The 18,849-nt window shown below is 66.0% G+C and carries 18 protein-coding genes; 8 read left to right on the forward strand and 10 right to left on the reverse strand.

Annotated elements, in window-relative coordinates:
* Window positions 1-31 precede the first annotated feature (31 nt).
* Window positions 32-1,249 carry a cell division protein PerM gene (locus RCH11_RS07195; protein WP_327056316.1) on the reverse strand — a complete coding sequence of 406 codons (1,218 nt, stop codon included), beginning with the start codon at window positions 1,247-1,249 and terminating at the stop codon, window positions 32-34.
* Between the two features lie 186 nt (window positions 1,250-1,435).
* Here RCH11_RS07195 and RCH11_RS07200 point away from each other — a divergent pair, with 186 nt between their 5' ends.
* Both RCH11_RS07200 and RCH11_RS07205 read left to right on the forward strand, forming a co-directional pair.
* The gene (locus RCH11_RS07200; protein WP_327056317.1) at window positions 1,436-2,035 is read left to right on the forward strand and encodes an SRPBCC family protein; all 600 of its coding nucleotides are present in this window, start codon (window positions 1,436-1,438) and stop codon (window positions 2,033-2,035) included.
* A complete protein-coding gene (locus tag RCH11_RS07205; protein ID WP_327056318.1) occupies window positions 2,032-2,703 on the forward strand; it encodes a DUF4166 domain-containing protein in 672 nt (223 codons plus the stop codon). Before RCH11_RS07200 ends, RCH11_RS07205 begins: the two co-directional genes overlap by 4 nt.
* A 16-nt stretch (window positions 2,704-2,719) precedes the next feature.
* On the opposite strand, the gene dhaM is transcribed toward RCH11_RS07205, so the two are convergent.
* From dhaM to sucC, 5 genes are all read right to left on the reverse strand, one after another.
* A complete protein-coding gene (dhaM, locus tag RCH11_RS07210) occupies window positions 2,720-3,463 on the reverse strand; it encodes a dihydroxyacetone kinase phosphoryl donor subunit DhaM (RefSeq protein ID WP_327056319.1) in 744 nt (247 codons plus the stop codon).
* Window positions 3,460-4,098, reverse strand: a complete 639-nt coding sequence (dhaL, locus tag RCH11_RS07215; RefSeq protein WP_327056320.1) for a dihydroxyacetone kinase subunit DhaL — start codon at window positions 4,096-4,098, stop codon at window positions 3,460-3,462. The genes dhaM and dhaL overlap by 4 nt, the downstream gene beginning before the upstream one ends.
* Window positions 4,099-4,102: 4 nt before the next feature.
* The gene (gene dhaK / locus RCH11_RS07220) at window positions 4,103-5,101 is read right to left on the reverse strand and encodes a dihydroxyacetone kinase subunit DhaK (RefSeq protein ID WP_327056321.1); all 999 of its coding nucleotides are present in this window, start codon (window positions 5,099-5,101) and stop codon (window positions 4,103-4,105) included.
* Window positions 5,102-5,439: 338 nt separating this feature from the next.
* Window positions 5,440-6,327, reverse strand: a complete 888-nt coding sequence (gene sucD, locus RCH11_RS07225; protein WP_327056322.1) for a succinate--CoA ligase subunit alpha — start codon at window positions 6,325-6,327, stop codon at window positions 5,440-5,442.
* Between the two features lie 15 nt (window positions 6,328-6,342).
* Window positions 6,343-7,506: an ADP-forming succinate--CoA ligase subunit beta gene (gene sucC / locus RCH11_RS07230; protein WP_327056323.1), complete on the reverse strand. Its 1,164-nt coding sequence runs from the start codon at window positions 7,504-7,506 to the stop codon at window positions 6,343-6,345.
* Between the two features lie 648 nt (window positions 7,507-8,154).
* Between sucC and RCH11_RS07235 the strand changes: the two genes are divergently transcribed.
* The gene (locus RCH11_RS07235) at window positions 8,155-8,913 is read left to right on the forward strand and encodes an oxygenase MpaB family protein (protein ID WP_327056324.1); all 759 of its coding nucleotides are present in this window, start codon (window positions 8,155-8,157) and stop codon (window positions 8,911-8,913) included.
* 8 nt (window positions 8,914-8,921) lie between these two features.
* Here RCH11_RS07235 and RCH11_RS07240 read toward each other — a convergent pair whose 3' ends face one another.
* Together RCH11_RS07240 and RCH11_RS07245 are read right to left on the reverse strand one after the other, a co-directional pair.
* Window positions 8,922-9,221: a hypothetical protein gene (locus RCH11_RS07240; protein WP_327056325.1), complete on the reverse strand. Its 300-nt coding sequence runs from the start codon at window positions 9,219-9,221 to the stop codon at window positions 8,922-8,924.
* 27 nt (window positions 9,222-9,248) lie between these two features.
* Window positions 9,249-10,322: an alkene reductase gene (locus RCH11_RS07245; protein ID WP_327056326.1), complete on the reverse strand. Its 1,074-nt coding sequence runs from the start codon at window positions 10,320-10,322 to the stop codon at window positions 9,249-9,251.
* Between the two features lie 101 nt (window positions 10,323-10,423).
* On the opposite strand from RCH11_RS07245, the gene RCH11_RS07250 reads away from it, so the two are divergent.
* Window positions 10,424-11,854, forward strand: coding sequence for an AAA family ATPase (locus RCH11_RS07250; RefSeq protein WP_327056327.1), 1,431 nt, complete (start codon window positions 10,424-10,426; stop codon window positions 11,852-11,854).
* Window positions 11,855-11,878: 24 nt separating this feature from the next.
* Here the strand turns inward: RCH11_RS07250 and RCH11_RS07255 are convergent, their stop codons facing one another.
* Window positions 11,879-14,317, reverse strand: a complete 2,439-nt coding sequence (locus tag RCH11_RS07255) for an ATP-dependent helicase (protein ID WP_327056328.1) — start codon at window positions 14,315-14,317, stop codon at window positions 11,879-11,881.
* Window positions 14,318-14,445: 128 nt separating this feature from the next.
* Between RCH11_RS07255 and RCH11_RS07260 the strand changes: the two genes are divergently transcribed.
* A complete protein-coding gene (locus RCH11_RS07260) occupies window positions 14,446-15,855 on the forward strand; it encodes a dihydrolipoyl dehydrogenase family protein (RefSeq protein WP_327056329.1) in 1,410 nt (469 codons plus the stop codon).
* A 37-nt stretch (window positions 15,856-15,892) separates the two neighbouring features.
* Here RCH11_RS07260 and RCH11_RS07265 read toward each other — a convergent pair whose 3' ends face one another.
* Entirely contained in the window at window positions 15,893-16,924 is a 1,032-nt protein-coding gene (locus RCH11_RS07265) for a glycerophosphodiester phosphodiesterase family protein (RefSeq protein ID WP_327056330.1), read from the reverse strand.
* On the opposite strand from RCH11_RS07265, the gene RCH11_RS07270 reads away from it, so the two are divergent.
* From RCH11_RS07270 to RCH11_RS07280, 3 genes are read left to right on the forward strand one after another with little or no spacing between them, the layout of a single operon-like run.
* Window positions 16,925-17,284: a zinc ribbon domain-containing protein gene (locus tag RCH11_RS07270; RefSeq protein ID WP_327056331.1), complete on the forward strand. Its 360-nt coding sequence runs from the start codon at window positions 16,925-16,927 to the stop codon at window positions 17,282-17,284.
* A 4-nt stretch (window positions 17,285-17,288) separates the two neighbouring features.
* Entirely contained in the window at window positions 17,289-17,816 is a 528-nt protein-coding gene (locus tag RCH11_RS07275; RefSeq protein ID WP_327056332.1) for a hypothetical protein, read from the forward strand.
* A gap of 42 nt (window positions 17,817-17,858) precedes the next feature.
* Window positions 17,859-18,698, forward strand: a complete 840-nt coding sequence (locus tag RCH11_RS07280) for a Bax inhibitor-1/YccA family protein (protein ID WP_327056333.1) — start codon at window positions 17,859-17,861, stop codon at window positions 18,696-18,698.
* The last annotated feature ends 151 nt before the right edge of the window (window positions 18,699-18,849 follow it).

The raw sequence follows: 18,849 nt of genomic DNA on the forward strand, positions 1-18,849 counted from the left end.
AGAGCTTATCGGAGTGCTTCGCCGCCCGCGCTCAGCGGCGCGACGGCCGCCCGGCCAACAGGCCGATGACCGCGGCGACGCCGATCTCGAGAGCGGCGAAGCCTCCCACGAGCAGCGGGGACGGTCCGACATCCACCAGACGTCCCGGACCGGCCGAGCCGGCGGATGCCCAGGCGAGCATCCCGAGCAGGACACCGCCGACCACCCCGCTCGCGAGCCCGGCCGCGAGAAACGACCGAACGGATGCCCGAGACCCGAGGTCGCGTGCCAGCCGCGGTCGCACCGCGAGGGCGATGAAGAATCCGGCGAGAATGGGCACCAGCAGGCCAAGGAATCCCCATCCGAGTGCGCCAGGCGCGGGAAGAGCGCCGAGCACCGGGATAGCCGGGATCGGCCCAAGAGTCGTACCAAGCGGAGACACCGACGATCCCGTGCCCACCGCGAAGCCCGGCCCGATCAACCACGACGCGCCCCAGATCACGAGGTTCGGCAGCACCGCAAGCTGACCGATCGTGAGGGCGATTCCCCCGAGAATTCCCGCGTGCACGCTCTCGTAGAGCGAGATGATGGCGGCGTAATTGGCCAAGAACAGCGCCGCAACGGCGAGAGCGGATGCCGCCACCACCACACTCGCGGACGCCACGCCACCGCGCAGCCCGGCCACGATGATGGTGCGCACCTCTGGATGCAAACCCCGCACGATGCCGCGGGCGCTTTCGCCGAGCACATCGGTGTTCGTTGTGGCGGGCCTGAGGATCTCCGACCCGATCACGATACCGAGCGCAAAGACGAGTGTCGGGAGCAACATCCCCTGCCAGATCGAGGGTCGGGCCGCCGCAAGCAGCACGCTGAGCGTCAGCCCAAGCGAAATCGTGGCGAAGGCTGCAAGGGAGACCGCCATCCCGAGCAGTCGATGCGGAGTCTCGCCGATTCGACGTCCGGCCCGCACTCCGAGCAGCACGGTCAGCAGCGCGAAGCCGAGCGGAGCGATCGTAACGATGAAGGGCGTTCCCGCGCCCGCGAATCCGAGCCCCGCCGCCATCACCGGATCGAGCGTGAGGCGGATGTCGACGCCAGAACCGAGCAACCAGAGGTCGACCGCCGTGCGCCAGAACACGATGAAATCGACCTGGAGTCCGTATTGGAATGCCCACATCACGGTGAGCGGCACGAGGGGGATCGCGACTCCGATGGCAGCAACGAGTACCGCTTCGAGCGCGGAGAAGAGGGCGGTGAGCGGACGATTCATACCGGGGGTGAGCCTACCCGCGGAGCCGCCTTCCGCCGGATCGCCGATCCGTTGTCGCGCAATCCCCCACTAAATCCACCCTCGCGAGAATCGAAAACGCAGGAGATTCGCCATCGGATGGCACCGAATACCGCGAAGGGAGCCATTCGGTGGCGGATCTCCTGCGTTTTGGGAGAAGCTGGTGGCATGCGCCCCGCCGCCATCTACGTTCGTACCGTCATCCGAGCCGACCTCGAGACGGTGTGGCGGATGACCCAGGACACGTCGGAGCATCCGCGTTGGGATCTGCGGTTCAGTCGCATCACCCCGCTAGAAAAGCTCGACGGTGGTGGGTACCGATTCCGCTACGAGCTGCGGATGCCCTTGCATACGATCCTTGGCACTGGCACGAGCAACGGCGAACGCCGACGCCCCGATGGCTCCCGCACCTCGGCGCTGAAATTCAGCACGCTCGATCGGCTCTCCCCGCTGGGCGATGGCCGCGGCTATTGGCGCTATGTCCCTTCGGACGGCGGCACCATTTTCAGCACTGGCTACGATTACGAACCACGCTGGGGTCGCCTGCTCGACCGTGTGATGATCCGCCCGCTGGTCGGCTGGATGACCGCGTGGAGCTTCGATCGATTGCGAATCTGGGCCGAGACCGGTGTGGAACCCGAAGCGTGGACAGTGCTCGCTTTCTGGAAACCCGGTCGACCTCGGGCATCCCGCTGCGTACGAAAACCGTCGAATGGACTCGTGATGGATGATGCCCCCGCCACCCTCGACGCCCTCGAGGCACCGTGACATCCATCTTCGAACAGGCGCTCGGCGAGGATTTCGCTCGACTGCAGCCCATGCTGCGGAAGCGTTTCGGAGTGGGGCTCGACTCCGGCTACGCCTGCATCGGCCGAGGAGTGATGACCCGCGTGCGACGCGGCCCCTGGTGGACGGTGCCCTTCTTGCAGATCGGCAAGATCCGCAACATCCTCATTCCGGATGTCGGTACCGATGTGCCCTTCACCATTGAGAACTACCCCTACCGCGATCCATTCGGCCGAGAGACCGTGACCTTCGTGCGGGAGTACCGCATGCGCGAGAAGCCGAGCCGTTTCGATGCGACGATGGTGCTGAGCAACGGCGCGGTGCTCGACTACCTCGGGACCCACCAGCACCTCGCCGTCGACCTCGATCTCTCGGTCGAGGCCGACGGGAGCCTTCACCTTCGCTCGGGTGCGCAGCGTTTTTACGAGGGGCGTTTCGTAGCATTCCGCTTCCCGATGCTGTTCAGCGGCCGGGCCGACCTGCGGGAGAGCTGGGATGACGCCGCCCAGCTCTACCGGGTGAAGCTCGAGGTCGTGAATCCGGTTTTCGGATTCCTCTTCGGTTACGAAGGCGAGTTCCGCTGCGAGTTCCCGTCGGCATCGGATGCGCCGGCGAGACTCAAACCGGTGAGACACGAACAGCGACAGTGAGCGGCAATCACCGGGCTCAGGTGCGGTCGGCTTTTGGCTCCCCGAAACCGTCGTTGACCATTGCGGTCACCCGCGCAAGCGCTTCTGCGGCTTGCCGACCAGAGGCGGCCACCGTCAGCACGTCCCCCGACTTCGCCCCGAGTGAGAGCAGCCCGATGAGGCTGTTGGCGGCCACCGGCGCACGCGGCGTGCGCTGGTTCACCACGGTGAGTCGTGCATCAAAACCGGCAAGAGTCGACACAAGAGTCGCCGCGGGCCGGGCGTGCAGGCCGTCGACATTGACGATCACCAGATCGGCGCGCAACTCTTCCGGCGCGAGGGGCGCGAGGGGCGCGGCCGGATCGGCAGGCGCGGGCTCTGGCCCTCCCAGCATCTGAATCTTTGGCGCGAGAGCCCCCCGCGCCTCCCGATCGACATCAGCAAGACTCGCGCCGCCCGCGGCTGTGACAATTGCGGCGAGCAGCCCCTCGACGAACGGCGCGCTCGACAGTCTCACCTCCGCCTGGGATGACCGAAAATCGAGCGCCATTTCGGCGCTCATCACGGCCGACCCGAGATCCATGATCACGAGCACCCCGTCCGGTGAGGCGACCTCATCGATCGCAGCGGATACGGCGGCAGCATCCGTTCCGATCAGGCCTTCCCCGGCACCCGCGGCGATCGCGATGGCCGGTTTCTCCCCCGGCACCATCTGTAGTGCGAGATCGACGGCCGCGTGGGCGAGTGCCGGGCTGTGTGAAACGACCACAAGTCCGATCACGCAAGCCCTTCGCTCAGCGCCTGGAACAGCAGTGCCGTGGATGTCGCCCCGGGGTCGAGGTGACCGGCGCTTCGATCGCCGAGGTAGCTCGCACGCCCTTTACGGGCGACGAGAGGTTTCGTGGCATCCCGGCCTCTCTCGGCCGCAGCAAACGCGACCGCGGCGGAGGCCGCTATCTCCGCCCCCGACGCGAGTTCGCTGTCGAACGCATCGATCGCCGGCGACATCGCGTCAAACATGGTCTTGTCGCCGAGTTCGGCCTTACCGCGTGCGACGATTCCGCCAAGGCCGGCACGCAGCGCGGCGGCGAGCGCAGCACCATCGAGTTCCGTTACGGCGCCCGCAGTGGTGCCGAAGCGGAGAAAAAACGTGCCGTAGAGCGGGCCGCTTGCCCCGCCGACCGACGACACCAGCGTCATCCCCACCTGTTTGAACAGCGCATCGATAGCGGTCGACGGGGTCGCCGCGATTTTCTCCATCACGGCGGTCATCCCCCGAGCCATGTTCGATCCGTGATCGGCATCGCCGATCGCAGAGTCGAGTTCGGTGAGATAGCCGCGATTCTCGGTGACGAGTTGGGTGAACCTCGAGAGCCAGGCTACGAGCCTCTCGAGTGAGACGGTGCCAGCCGCCACGGATCTAGACTCCCCATCGCAGGCCGGCGGTATTCACCGGTGCATCCCACAGTTTCAAGAGATCGTCGTCTGCCTTCAGGAGCGTGACCGAGCATCCGGCCATGTCGAGCGAGGTGATGTAATTACCGACGAGGGAGCGGGCGACGGTGATGCCTGCCTTCTCGAGGATCTTTGCCACCTCCCCGTACATCAGGTACAGCTCGATGAGCGGCGAACCACCCATGCCGTTCAGCATCACGATCGCCGGGCTTCCGGTGAAATCGAAGTCATGCAGAATCGGCTCGACGAGCTGCCTGGCGATCTCGGATGCCGGCGCAACCGGGACGCGGTGGCGACCGGGTTCGCCGTGGATGCCGACGCCCATCTCCATCATGTCGTCCGGAATATCAAAGGTGGGTTTGCCCGCCGCAGGCACCGTGCAGCTGGTGAGCGCCATGCCCATCGAGCGGCCGGATGCATTCACCTTCCTGGCCAACTCTCCCACCGCCGCCAAGTCGCGGCCTTCCTCCGCTGCCGCGCCCACGATCTTCTCGAGCAACACGGTGATGCCGACGCCGCGACGTCCTGCGGTCCAGGTCGAATCCTCGACAGCGACATCATCGTTGACGACTACCGTCTCGACGGTGACGCCGGACTCGGCATCCGCGAGTTCCGCCGCCATCTCGAAGTTCATCACGTCACCCGTGTAGTTCTTCACGATATGGAGCACGCCGGCGCCGCTGTCGGCGACCTTCGTCGCCTCCTGCACCTGGTCGGGCGTCGGGGAGGTGAACACCTCACCGGCGATCGCGGCATCGAGCATGCCGAAGCCGACGAAGCCGCCGTGGAGGGGTTCATGGCCCGCGCCGCCGCCGGAGATCACGGCGACTTTGCCCGCCTTCGTGGGAGTACCGCGATAGATGATGCGGTTGACATGGTCAATCCTCAGTTCGGGATGCGCCGCCGCGACTCCCACGAGAGAATCAGCTAAGACGTTTTCCGGGTCATTGATGAGCTTTTTCATGGGTGTGCCCTCTTCCTCGAGTTGTGCTGATCTCACGGTAGACCGACGGCTGCCGTCCCGCCAGTGGGGATAACTTCTGCTGTCGACTGTGAACTCCGCGCCAGCAGCCCGAGGATGGGCACAACGCGGCCTTGTGCCCGGCGATGAACGGCCGCCCGGCGCACCATCCGTGCCCCCTCGTCGCGGCTCGCCCAATCGACTTGGTAGTTGTTGCGACTTTTGGCAGGCTCCAAGTCGCAACAACTACCAAGTCGATTGCACCTGGCACGGATTCGGGCGCGGGCACGGAATACAGCACGGGCACGCGCTAGCGGCTACAGCGCGAGCTCCCGCACCGGCTACAGGCTCGCGAGCACCTCGCGCATGAGCATCGCGGTCTCGCTGGGCGTCTTTCCGACCTTGACCCCGGCGGCCTCCAGGGCCTCCTTCTTCCCCTGGGCGGTGCCAGCACCGGAGGAGACGATGGCACCGGCGTGACCCATGGTCTTACCCTCGGGCGCGGTGAAGCCGGCGACGTAACCGACGACCGGCTTGGTCACATGCGCCTTGATGTAATCGGCCGCGCGCTCTTCGGCGTCGCCCCCGATCTCGCCGATCATCACGATCGCCAGGGTCTCGGGGTCGGCCTCGAATGCGGCGAGCGCATCGATGTGCGTCGTTCCAATGATCGGGTCGCCGCCGATGCCAATCGCCGTCGAGAAACCGAGATCGCGCAGCTCGTACATCATCTGGTAGGTGAGAGTGCCCGACTTCGAGACCAGGCCAATCGGACCTTTACCGGTGATGTTCGCCGGAGTGATTCCCACCAGAGACTCACCGGGGGTGATGATGCCGGGGCAGTTCGGACCGATGATCCGCGTCTTACCCGAGGCCCGTGCCGTGGCCCAGAATTCGGCCGAGTCCTGGATCGGGATGCCCTCGGTGATCACGACGACAAGCGGGATCTCGGCCGCGATGGCCTCGAGCACGGCATCCTTCGCGAAGGCCGGAGGGACGAACACGATGGAGACATCCGCTCCGGTGGTAGCGATCGCCTCGGCGACCGTGCCGAACACGGGAAGGCTGACACCGCCATCGTGCTGGACGGTCGTTCCGGCCTTGCGGGCGTTGACCCCACCGACCACCTTCGTGCCGGCCTTCAGCATGAGGGCGGTGTGCTTGGTGCCCTCACCGCCGGTGATGCCTTGCACGATGACCGTGGAGTCCTTATTGAGGAAGATCGACATTTCTCTGTTGTCCCTTTACTTCGAAGCCAGTTCGGCGGCCTTGGAGGCGCCGTCGTCCATGGTGTCGGCAAGCGACACCAGCGGGTGGGCGTAGTCAGCGAGGATCGCGCGGCCCTCCTCCACCTTGTTGCCGTCGAGTCGCACTACGAGGGGCTTCGATGCCGCGTCACCCAGTGTCTTTAGCGCTCCGACAATCCCGTTTGCCACCGCGTCGCAGGAGGTGATGCCGCCGAAGACGTTGACGAACACGCTCTTTACCTGCGGGTCGCCGAGAATCACGTCGAGGCCGTTGGCCATCACCTCAGCGGATGCCCCGCCGCCGATGTCGAGGAAGTTGGCCGGCTTCACGCCGCCGAAGTTCTCGCCCGCGTAGCTGACCACGTCGAGGGTGGACATGACAAGCCCGGCCCCGTTGCCGATCACTCCAACCTCGCCGTCGAGCTTCACGTAGTTGAGGCCGAGGGCCTTGGCCTTCGCTTCGAGCGGGTCCTCGGCGCCGGAGTCGACGAGCGCCTCGTGATTCGGGTGTCGGAAAGCCGCGTTCTCGTCGAGTGACACCTTGCCGTCAAGGGCGACAATGTCGCCCTCTTCGGTGAGCACGAGCGGGTTGACCTCGACGAGCGTGGCATCCTCGCCCGTGTAAACCGCGTAGAGCTTCACGAAGACGGGGGCGACCTTTGCGACGATTTCGGCCGGGAACTTCGCAGCGATCGCAATCTCGGTGGCCTTGGCCAGATCGATGCCCACCAGAGGGTCGACCTCAATACGGGCCAGCGCCTCCGGGCGCTCGACGGCGAGCTCCTCGATCTCCATTCCGCCCTCGTAGCTGGAGAGCGAGAGGTAGCTGCGATTCGCCCGGTCGAGCAGAACGGAGAAGTAGTACTCCTCCTTGATGCGGGCTCCGGCGGCGACCATGACGCGCTTGACGGTGAGACCCTTGATATCGAGGCCGAAGATGGTCTCGGATGCCGCAGCCGCGTCATCCGGGTTGTGAGCAACTTTCACGCCGCCGGCCTTGCCACGTCCGCCGGCCTTCACCTGGGCCTTGACGACAACCGTGCCACCGAGCCTCTCGGCTGCGGCGCGCACTTCCTTCGGCGTATCGGCGATGATGCCGGCGAGTACCGGCACTCCGTAGGATTCGAAGATGTCTCGGGCCTGATACTCAAATAGATCCACGCTGCATGTATCCAATCCGCAGTTCGTCTGGCTGATGGGCGGCGGGTATCTCGACGTCGAGATAGCTTGACGTCAAGATATTTGGGCCAAAAAGAACTCTACCCCCGGCCGCTCACGGGGTTCGGCCGAGCCCGTGTGCGCATCAGGGAAACTTTGCCGGTTCTTGCGTGCTGGCGGTCGGGTGGGTGGCCGGGCACCCGTGTGCGCGGTGCGCCGCGCCCCGTCGCATCCAACCCACCCCCTCGTGGGCGGTGCCGTCCCCCGACTCGCCCCGAGCGCCCACCGCTTACGAAATCGCGCACGAAATGCAGGACTACGCGTTACTAGAGGGACGGATGTTGACCACAGGGGTCGACTTTTCGCACCCGGTCCTGCATTTGCTACAGAATCTCCGCCACCGGCCACGGGCCACCGGCCACCGGCCACCCGCCACCGGCCACCGGCCACCCGCCACCGGCCACCGGCCACCCGCCACCCGCCACCGGGAGCGACGCGGCACGGCGGCACGCGCACGAACTCGTGCGGCCACGCGACGCCGGCATGCGCCCGGCATGCAAGAGGCCCGGCGACACCCGGCAAGCAAGAGCCCGGCGACACTCGGCATACGCACCCGGCACACGCCCGGCACGCACCCTGCACAATGGGACCGTGGCACACACCGTCCTCGGGCTCCGCGATATCGGAGCGGAAGCCGCGTTGCTCGCGGGCGGCGGGCGTGCCATCCTGCTGCAGCTGGCCAACCCGGCCGTCGGTCACGCCGTGGCCGACCACAGCGACTTCGCCGCCGACCCGTTGCGCCGACTACGCAACACGCTCAGCTACGTCTACGCCCTCGTCTTCGGCACCCACGAGCAGGTCGCGACCGTGCGCTCGATGGTGCACCATGCCCATGCGCCCGTGCGTTCGGAGACCTACGACGCCTCGGATGCCGTGCTCCAACTGTGGGTCGCCGCCACGCTCTACGACACAGCGGCCACGCTGCACGCACGCATATTCGGGCCTCTCGACGAGGCATCCGCCGACGCCGTGTACCGGGACTACGCGGTCGTCGGCACGGCTCTCGGCATGCCTTCCGCCCTCTGGCCGGCCGACCGGGAGGCCTTCGATCGCTATTGGCGCGCGCAACTGGTTAGGCTCGAAGTCGATGACCGGGTGCGCGAGGTCGGAGCGCAGGTGCTTCACCCGGCCTCCGGTCCATTGTGGATGCGCGCGATGATGCCGGTCGCCCGACTCGCCACCGCCGGCCTGCTGCCGCCCGCGCTGCGCGAGGCCTACGCGCTGCCGTGGAGTGACCGCCGCCAGCGTCGCTTCGATCGCATGATGGATGTCACCGCTCACCTCTACCCGCATCTTCCCGCGCGACTTCGGCACTGGCCGAAGAACCATCTGCTTGGACGGCTCCGCTGACGGCCGGGTCAGTCGCCCCAGCCGAAGAACCTCCAGAGGAGCATGAGCAGCACGGGCACCGCTCCGCCCAGAAACATCCCCACGATGCCGAGGATGAAACCCGCGAGCGAGAGCCGGGCGCCTCGCAGGGAGGGATCAGCCCTGAGCGCACGCCGGGAAACAAGGCCGAGCACCAGCGCGGCCACACCGAACGGGAGAGTTGCCACAGGCAGAAACTGGAACGACGCGATCGACATCACTCCCACGGCGAGGGCTGCGATGGCGCCGCCCGAGAAGACTCCCGGGGGCACTATCAGATTTTCACTCATGTAATGGAGACTACCCCGGCTGAGGACTCAGCTCGCGAGCGCCGGATAGTCGATGTAACCCTCGGCGCCTTGGCTATAAAAGGTACTCGGATTCGGCTCGTTGAGCTCACGGTCGTGGCGCCAGCGGGCCACGAGGTCGGGGTTTGCGATTACCTGGCGGCCGACGGCCACAACATCCGCCAAGTCATCGCGCACGAATTCCATCGCCTCGGCGCGGGTGGTCAGTTGGCCGAATCCGCTGTTGGCCATGAGCGGCCCGCCAAAACGGGCGCGCAGGTCCTGCACGAGCTCACCCGCCGGGTCGCGGTGAAGCACGCTGAGGTAGGCGAGGCCGAGCGGGGCAATGCCGTCGATCAGCGCGTCGTAGGTTGCCTTGGTCTCCGTCTCATCCGTTTCGAAGACGTCCTGGATGTTGTGCGAGGGCGAGATACGGATGCCCACCCGATCCGCCCCGATCGCCTCTGCCACGGCCGTGACGGTCTCGATCCCGAGGCGGGCACGATTCGCGGGAGAGCCGCCGTAGGAGTCGGTGCGCACGTTGGACACCGGCGAGAGGAACTCATGCAGCAGGTATCCGTTGGCGGAGTGCACCTCGACGCCGTCGAATCCGGCCTCGATCGCATTACGGGCGGCCTGCACGATCTCCGCTGTCACACCCGGGAGTTCGTCGGTCTTCAGGGCACGAGGCTCGGCGAACCGCTTCTTTCCGAGGGGCGTGTGCGTCTCGCCGTCGATGGCGATCGCACTCGGAGCCACCGGGGTGAGTCCCCCGTTGATCTCGGGGTGCGTCACGCGGCCGCCGTGCATGAGCTGCATCACAATGACGCCGCCCTCGGCGTGTACCGCGTCGGTGACCCGGCGCCAGCCGGCGATCTGTTCGGCGGTCACGATGCCGGGCTGACCAGGATACGCACGGCTGACTTGGCTCGTGAAGGTACCTTCGGTCACGATGAGGCCGGTGGTGGCTCGCTGGCGATAGTGCTCGACGAGCAGGTCGTTCGGGATCCCGGCTTCACCCGCACGCAGGCGGGTGAGGGGCGCCATGACGACGCGGTTGGTGAGGGCAAGGGCCCCGAGGCTGACGGGCGCGAAGAGTTGCACAGTATTTCTTTCTGAACGGGAACAGGTACCGACTCAGCAACGGGGGAGCCCCCCGAACTATTCCCTGACGATCGCGTGGTTCACGCGACTAGCCTGTGACGATGGACGACATCACACGCGAGTTTCTCTCCACGTTCCAGCGGTTCATGTCTGAAGTCGTCAACCAGGCCGCTGTCGAATCGAGCGATCTCACGCCGCTCGGTGTGATCGTGCAGGACTTCCTCGGAGCCGACATCGCCACCCTGCCGGCAATCACCCACGGGCTCCCGGCGCACCGACTCGTCGACGCCGACCTGGCGCTTGCCGAGCTTGGCCGTGACTCCGAACAGCCGCCCGTCGGCGTCAGCGGCGGCCAACAGCGCGAGCACCTCTCGCTCTCCGAACTACTTTTCAGCCCCCACAGTCGCTTCTCCCCCGCACCGATCGACTACCTCTCGATCGCGGATGGCCCGGAGACAACGCGTCGGGTGATCGCCTTTGGTCTGCACCGCATCCTCTTCGAGGGACGACCCGTCGTCGTGCTCGAGCGGGCGGCCCAACCGCAGTTCGGTCGCGTTGGAGCGCAACTCGAGATCCTTTCCCTCGACACCGAGACCTCGTCGAGATTCCTCGATGAGTTCTCCCGACTGGTGCTGAGTCTGAGCGTGTTGCGGGGCAAGGTGCTGTCATTCACCGGAAACGAATACGGCAACTCCTCCGCCGGCGCCACCTTCCTCCACCGACCCACGGTCGAAGCGGATGACGTGGTTCTTCCGCCCGGTGTGCTCGAGACCGTGGTTCGCCATGTCGTCGGCATCGGTGAGCAGCGCGAACGCCTGCTCGCTGCGGGACAACATCTCAAGCGCGGCGTATTGCTGTACGGGCCTCCCGGCACGGGCAAAACGCTCACGGTGCGTCATCTGCTCTCGCGCACTCCAGGGACGACAGCGGTGCTTCTCACCGGATCGAGCATTCAGTTCATCACACAGGCTGCCGAGCTCGCGCGGGCCATGCAGCCCGCGATCGTCGTGCTTGAGGATGTGGACCTTGTTGCTTCCGAGCGTGGAATGCACGGACCCCAGCCGCTCCTCTTCGCTGTGCTCGACGCGCTCGACGGCCTTGACGGGGATGCCGACGTCACGTTCATCCTGACGACGAACCGCGTTCAGGTGCTTGAACGGGCGCTGGCGGAGCGCCCCGGGCGCGTCGACTTGGCGGTCGAGATCCCGCTACCCGACGTGGGCTCCCGCCGGCGTCTGTTCCGGCACTATGCCAGTGGCCTGCCCTTCTCCCCGCGGGCGATCGATGCCGCTGCCGACCGCGCGGTCGAGACGACCGGATCCTTCGCCAAAGAACTGGTGCGTCGAGCCGTGCTGTCTGCGGCAGAGCAGGATCGCGTCGTCACCGACGAGGACCTCTCGACGGCCCTCGACGAGCTACTGGATGCGGGAGCCCAGCTCGCTCGCAATCTTCTCGGTGGCGGAGCAACCCCCGAACAGGATGGTCACTCACACGGGTCGTGGGGTGCATACACGCCGCTGACTTCGAGCTGACCGTTCGAGTAGCGCTGCAGAAAATTACAGCTTCTCGATGGGAGCCAATTTGATCAGCAGCCGCTTGCGACCGGCGGTGTCGAACTGTACCTCGGCGATCGACTTTGGCCCGATACCGGTGACCGCCGTCACTCGACCGTCGCCGAAATCGATATGACGGATGCGGTCGCCGATGGCAAGCGTGAGGTCGCCGTTGTCCCGCACCACGTTCGTCACCCGGTTTGCCCACTGCGTCTTCGGCTGGGCCGCGCGCTCGGCGCGGGCCGCCCTGGCCAGAGCCGTTGCCCCCGGTCCGCTGGACGATCCGTAGCCGGTGCCGAGGGCCGGGGCATCCTCCGCTCCGAATCCGCCGCGGCGGGCGTTGAGCGCGCGCGGTTGGGTTCCCCCGCGGGAGGTCGCCATTCCGGGCGACTGCCGCCAGTCGATGAGCTCCGGCGGGATCTCCTGCAGGTAGCGCGACGGCATCGCGACCGAGACTTCGCCGAACTGCGCGCGGGTCATTGCCAGGGAGAGATAGAGCTTGCGGCGCGCCCGGGTGATGCCAACGTAGAAGAGGCGGCGTTCCTCGGCCGGTCCGCCCGGCTCGTTCGCCGACATCCGATGCGGAAGCAGGTCTTCCTCGATGCCGGTGAGGAATACGGCTTCGTATTCCAGGCCCTTCGCGGTGTGCAGGGTCATCAGCGAGACTGTGCCGCTCGAGTCGTCGATGTCATCGGCCGCGGCCACGAGTGAGGTCTCGGTGAGGAAGTCGAGCAGGGTGCCTTCTGGGTTGTTCTTGTTGAATTCCTTAGTCACCGCCACGAGTTCCTCGATGTTCTCGGCGCGGGCCTCATCCTGCGGGTCGCGGGAAGCCCGGAGCACCTCCACGAGTCCGGTCTTGGCGATGAGGGCGGTGAGGATGTCGGCGACCGTGGCCGTGTCCGAAGTGAGCGCGACCTCGTCGAGAATCACACCGAGTCCCAGAATGGCGCCGGTGATCTTGGGGCCGAAACTCATTTCGTCCGCGTGCCGAAGCGATTCGCGCAGGGTGATCTCGTGCGTCTCGGCATAGCGCTGCAGGGTGGCCTCGGTGACGCCGCCGATGCCGCGCTTCGGGGTGTTCAGGATGCGGCGCAGCGCCATCGGGTCGGCCGGATTCGCGATCGCGATGAGGTAGCCGAAGGCATCCTTGATCTCGGCACGCTCGTAGAACTTCGTGCCGCCGAGCACCCGGTAGGGGAGCGCTGAGCGAATAAAGATCTCTTCCAGCGCCCTGGTCTGGGCGTTGGTGCGGTAGAAGACGGCGATGTCGCGGTACTCGATATTGCCGGTGGAGTGCAACTCGGTGATCTCGTCCGCGATGAACTGGGCCTCATCGTGCTGGCTATAGCCGGTGAAGCCGACGATCTTGTCGCCATCGCCGACAGTCGTGAAGAGCTTCTTGTCTTTGCGGTCGAAGTTGTTCGAGATCACGGCATTCGCGGCGCTCAAGATGTTTTGCGTCGAGCGATAATTCTGCTCGAGCAGCACAACCTTGGAGCTCGGGAAGTCGCGCTCGAACTCCACGATGTTGCGGATGTCCGCACCGCGAAACGCGTAGATGGACTGGTCGGAGTCGCCGACTACCGTCAGCGACGCGGGCTCGAGGTGCTTCGTCGGGTTGCTCAGAAGAGAGCCATCGAACCCCGTCGCCCCTCCCAGCAGGTCGGTACGCGGCGGCTGGGTCAGCTCCCGGATCAGCGAGTACTGGGCATGGTTGGTGTCTTGGTACTCGTCGACCAGAATGTGCCGGAAGCGTCGCTGGTAGAGCGCCGCGACCTGCGGGAAGGCCCGGAACAGATACACCGTCTGGCCGATGAGGTCGTCGAAGTCGAAGGCATTGGCGCTCTGCAGGCTGCGCGTGTATTCGCGGAAGATATCGAGGAAGACCCTCTCCTGCGGATCGTTGAAGTTCGCACCGCGCGCGTAGGACTCCACGTCGTTCAGCTCGTTCTTGAGCTTGGAAATCTTGCCGGCCACACTCGAGACGGTGAAGCCGAAGGTGTCAGCATCCAGGTCCTTGATGATCCGTTTGATCAGCGCCCGGGAGTCTGCCGAGTCATAAATCGTGAAATTCTTGCCAAAGCCGAAGTGCTCGGCTTCCCGGCGAAGAATGCGAACACAGGCGGAGTGGAAAGTCGAGATCCACATGCCTTGGGCTGCCTGCCCGAGGATGGCCTCTACCCGCTCGCGCATCTCGGCCGCTGCCTTGTTGGTGAAGGTGATGGCGAGGATCTGCGACGGCCAGGCATCCTGCGACTCAATGAGGCTCGCCACGCGCCGGGTGAGCACGCTCGTCTTGCCGGATCCCGCGCCCGCGACGATCAGCAGCGCGTGACCGCGGTATTCGACCGCTTCGCGCTGCTGTGGGTTGAGTCCCGCAAGTAGTGGGGAGTCAGTCGGCTCAGAACGGGCGGGCTCAGCCGGATCCAGGATGAAGGTCATGACGGACTCAAGTGTAGAGCCGGGCTCCGACACCGGATGCGAGGCAGGGAAGACACTGCATAGGTGCTGATCGAAGGCAGAGTGTCGCCTGTGCTCCCCTAGCCTGAGAACCTACCCGGGAGAGAACCGTGCCGCAATTTGTATCCGATCGTGATTTCGACCTCGTCGTGATCGGAGCCGGCCCCGCCGGGACCGCTGCCGCCCTGCGAGCCGCCGAACTCGGCGCGCGCGTTGCCGTGCTTGAAGCGAGCCGCACCGGAGGCACCTGCGTGAATACCGGCTGTGTTCCCACCCGTGTTCTCGCCCGCACCGCGCGCATCACCCGCGAGATGCGCACGGCGGGGTCGTGGGGCATCATCCTCACCGAGCAGTCGATTGACTGGCAGGCGACCGTAGCCAGGGTGACGCGCACCGTCGATCGGGTGCGGTCGATTAAAGCGGAGGCCGAGCGCTTTACCGCCGCCGGAATCGAGTTGGTGCTCGAGGGGCGGGCGCGCTTCTCCGACGCCAACACGCTCGTGCTCGACAGCGGCCGCGTTGTCACCGCCGACTCGGTGATCATCTGCGTCGGCGGGCACTCGCGGCGCCTTCCCATCCCGGGGGCCGAGCTCGCGACCGTGCCGGAAGACGTGCTGTCCCTGCCAGAGCTACCCGCTCGTCTCGCCGTGATCGGCGCCGGCAACACCGGCGCGCAGCTCGTGACGGTGTTCAGCTCCTTCGGCAGCGCAGTCACCGTGTTGGATGTCGCGCCGCGCCTTCTCATGGCCTCGGATGCGGCCATCGGCGAGGCGGTGAGCGAGGCCTTCGTGCAACAGGGGGTAACCGTGCGCACCGGCGTGGATGGGGTCGACGGCCTCTCGCGCGCCGACGACGGGTCGATCACGCTTCGCTGGCGGGAGGCTGGTGTCGAGGCATCCGGCTCCTTCGATGCCGTGATCATGGCGACCGGCTGGCCAGCGGACGTCGACGACCTCGGCCTCGAAAACGCAGGGATCACACCGGCCCGGTCGGCGATCCCGGTGAACCAGTATTTTCGTACCGTCGTACCGCATATCTTCGCTGTGGGCGACGCGAACGGAACCGACATGCTCGTGCAGGCCGCGCACTTCGAAGGGGAGGCGGCCGCAGAGAATGCAGTGCTCGATGCGAACCGCCGCACTCCCCATCTGCTGCTACCCGCCGGTGGCTTCACCGATCCGGACTATGCCGGTGTCGGGCTCACCGAAGCACAGGCCCGCGAGCGCGATCCCCAGTGCGTCGTCGCCCGGGTCGACTACTCGACCCTCGACCGGGCCGTGATCGACGATCGCGAGCGCGGCTTCCTCATGCTCATCGCCGATCGTCGACGCGAGTTGATCCTTGGCGCTCACGCCGTCGGAGAGAACGCGATCGAGGTGGTGCAGTCGGTGACCACCGCCATGGCCGCCGGCATCGATGTCGCCACCCTCGCGAACGTGAAGTTCGCATATCCCACCTACAGCGCGGTGATCGGGCTCGCGGCCCGGGCGTTGCTGACGGAGCCTGTCGGCGGCCGTTAGCGAGCCGGCTCCGGTTGAGTGGCGGCTGCCCGTTGGACTAGTTCGTCTCCCCTGCGGTGTCGAGCAACGCTGTTCTTGCCTCGATCGCGAGGTCGGGCTGGTCGGAGAACACCCCGTCAATCCCCATGCCCGTCAGCTCGAGAAACTCGGCCATCCAGTCGCCGAACTGGCGCGCGGATGCCCCGAGCCTCAGCGCCTTCGGCAGGAACCTGTTCTCTGCCCGCAGCGTCCAGCAAAAGACGGTGAGCCCGGCCGCATGGGCGCGCGCGACTAGCTCGACGCCGGTCGCTGAGCCCGCGGCATCCCTCGCCTGCAGGATGTGCTTGTCGACACTGATGCCGTCCACGAACAGGGCGAGGGCCGCCATCCCTTCCACGGTGAGGTAGGACTCGTAGCTGCGCGCGGCGGTGCCCCACTTCGCCACCTGGTCGGCCGGGGCGCCCTCGGCGTCCACCAGGAACACGTAGCGCGCCCGGATCCCCCGCTCGCGGATCTGCTGCAGCGCGGTCTCCTCGAAGCATTCGACCGTGAGTCGGTCGTCGCCGCTCCAGCCTGCGGCATTGAGCTCGGCCGCGAAGAGTTCGTCGAGGGGCAGGCCGATCGATGCGAAATAGCTCGCGTGCTTAATCTCGGCAACCATGCCGATCCGACCGCCGAGCGCGTTCAGAGGGGCCACTTCGAGCAATTCAAGGAGGTCGACCAGTCTCAGGATGCCCTCAGCCGGAAACTTCGTATTGCCGGGACGCACCCGGGGAAGCCGCTCGGTCGCCCGTAGGGTGGCGAGCTCCGCCCAGGTGAAGTCCTCGGTGAACCAGCCGCTGAGGCTCTGCCCATCGATCACCTTCGTTCTTTGACGGTCTGCGAACTGCGGGAGCGAGCCCACATCGGTCGTTCCCGAGATCTCGTTCTCGTGGCGGATCACGAGCACACGATCCTTTGAGGCAACGAGGTCGGGCTCCACGGCATCCACTCCCTGCTCGAAGGCGAGCAGATAGGCCGACCGGGTGTGCTCGGGACGGTAGCCGCTCGCCCCGCGATGACCGATGACGAGGGGAGGCGAGGAAGTCACGTGCCAACGGTACGGGATGCCGGAGCCGCGACTCGCGGACTTGCTACTCTCGTGCCCATGGGGAAATGCACGAACTGTAACGCTGCGCTCGATCCGGGCTGGAAGTTCTGCATCGCCTGCGGGGAGGCGGTGGGGCCGACCGATGAGGGTGCCGTGACGCCGGGGTCGGGCGCACAGGCCGACTCGGTCGCAGAAGCCGAACCGATACCAGCGGCGATCCGACCGGACGCACCGTCCGATGATGAACCCCTGCCCCGCAAGCGGGTGGATGTCGCCCTCGTGCTCGGCATCGTCATGGCCGTGGGCGGCGGTGTACTGATCATCATTGTGGCGATCGCTCTCTTCTCCCCGCGGGGCTGAGCGCGTGGCGACGCGCATCGGCTGGCGGGAGCCGGCTTCCCTGCTTCCGCTGCGCTGGGGCCGCTATCGGCCCCGCTATCTCGGCGCGATTGCCCTCATCCTGGGCGGCGCACTCGTACTCCAGGCCGGATCCGCTTATGCGGACTACCTGATCGTGATCGGATTCGTCGCTCACATCGCGGGCTGGGCGATCCTGCCGGCACGGGGTGCTCGCCGCGCGGCGGTTGCGGTGCCCAGTGCTCTTCTCGTCGGTGCGCTGCTTCTCGGCTCCGTGGCCGCAGCGCTTCTCGTTCTTCCCCTCGCCTTCTGGCTGCTTGTGCGGCAGCGGCCCGGCCGCAGCTACCTCGCGACCCTGCTTCCCCTGGCGAGTGGCCTCATCCTGGCCCAGCTTTATCCTCAGTACGGGAACGGTGCGATCGTGGTCGTCGTTTCGCTCCTGGTGGTCGTGGCATCCGCGTGGATCGCCCGAGTGCTGGCGCAGTCGCAGGTCAAGCGGGTCACGATACGCCCAGAGCGGAGCCATAGCGGGTGAATCCCCAGCATTTCGGATGCCCCGCCCGGTAAACTCTGAGGCATGGCTTCCTCAAACCCGGCATTCAATCGTTCCCCTGCGTTCTCGTCAAATCGCGACGTCGCCGCGAAACTGCAGGCTGGCGCGACTCCCGCTGTGTCGACCGAGGGTATGACGGCGGCCCAGCTCACCGACCTCTACAGCGTGCCCTCTGCGACCCCCTCGGACACCGATCGCATGACCTACGAAGACACGATGGTGAAGATCGTCACCTCCTTCGTGATCCTGCTCGTGGGTGCCGCGGTCGGCTGGTTCTTGCCGGTGCTCGCACTTCCGGCGGCACTCGTCGGCTTCGTGCTCGCCCTGGTGAATATCTTCAAGAAGAAGCCGTCTCCTGCGCTCGTACTCAGCTACGCCGCGGTCGAGGGAATCTTTGTCGGCGGGATCACCCAATTCTTTGAGACGACGCGGTACAGCGGCATCGCGGTGCAGGCAGTTCTCGGAACTCTAATTGTCGTCGCGGTCACCTTCGCCCTCTTTGCCAGCGGCAAGATCCGCGCATCGAAGAAGGCCACCAAGGTGTTCCTGATCGCCATGGTGGGTTACGGCGCGTTCTCGCTCGTCAACTTCATCCTCATGGCGACCGGTGCTAGTTCCGACGCCTTCGGACTGCGGAGCACCCCGATCCCCTTCCTCGGTGGCCTGCCGTTCGGGGTAGTGCTGGGGGTCCTGGTCATCATCATGGCCGCGTACTCGCTCGTGCTCGACTTCGACAGCATCCAAACCGGAGTAAAGCGTGGTGCGCCGCGTATCTACGGCTGGACCGCCGCCTTCGGCATCATGGTCACCGTCGTCTGGCTCTACCTCGAGATCCTGCGCCTGCTCGCGCTTCTGCGCCGCTAGCCTGGTCGCGCTTCTGCGCCGCTACCCCGCGCGCGCCCGCGAGTGACACCCGCGCCCGAACTTTTGGGCGCGGGTGTCACTCGTCGCGGCGGAGGTGTGAAAGACGGAGGCGTGAAAGGCGGAGGCGCAAAGGGCGGGAGCGCGAACGGCG

The sequence above is a fragment of the Glaciihabitans sp. GrIS 2.15 genome (assembly GCF_035984695.1).
GTDB lineage: Bacteria > Actinomycetota > Actinomycetes > Actinomycetales > Microbacteriaceae > Lacisediminihabitans.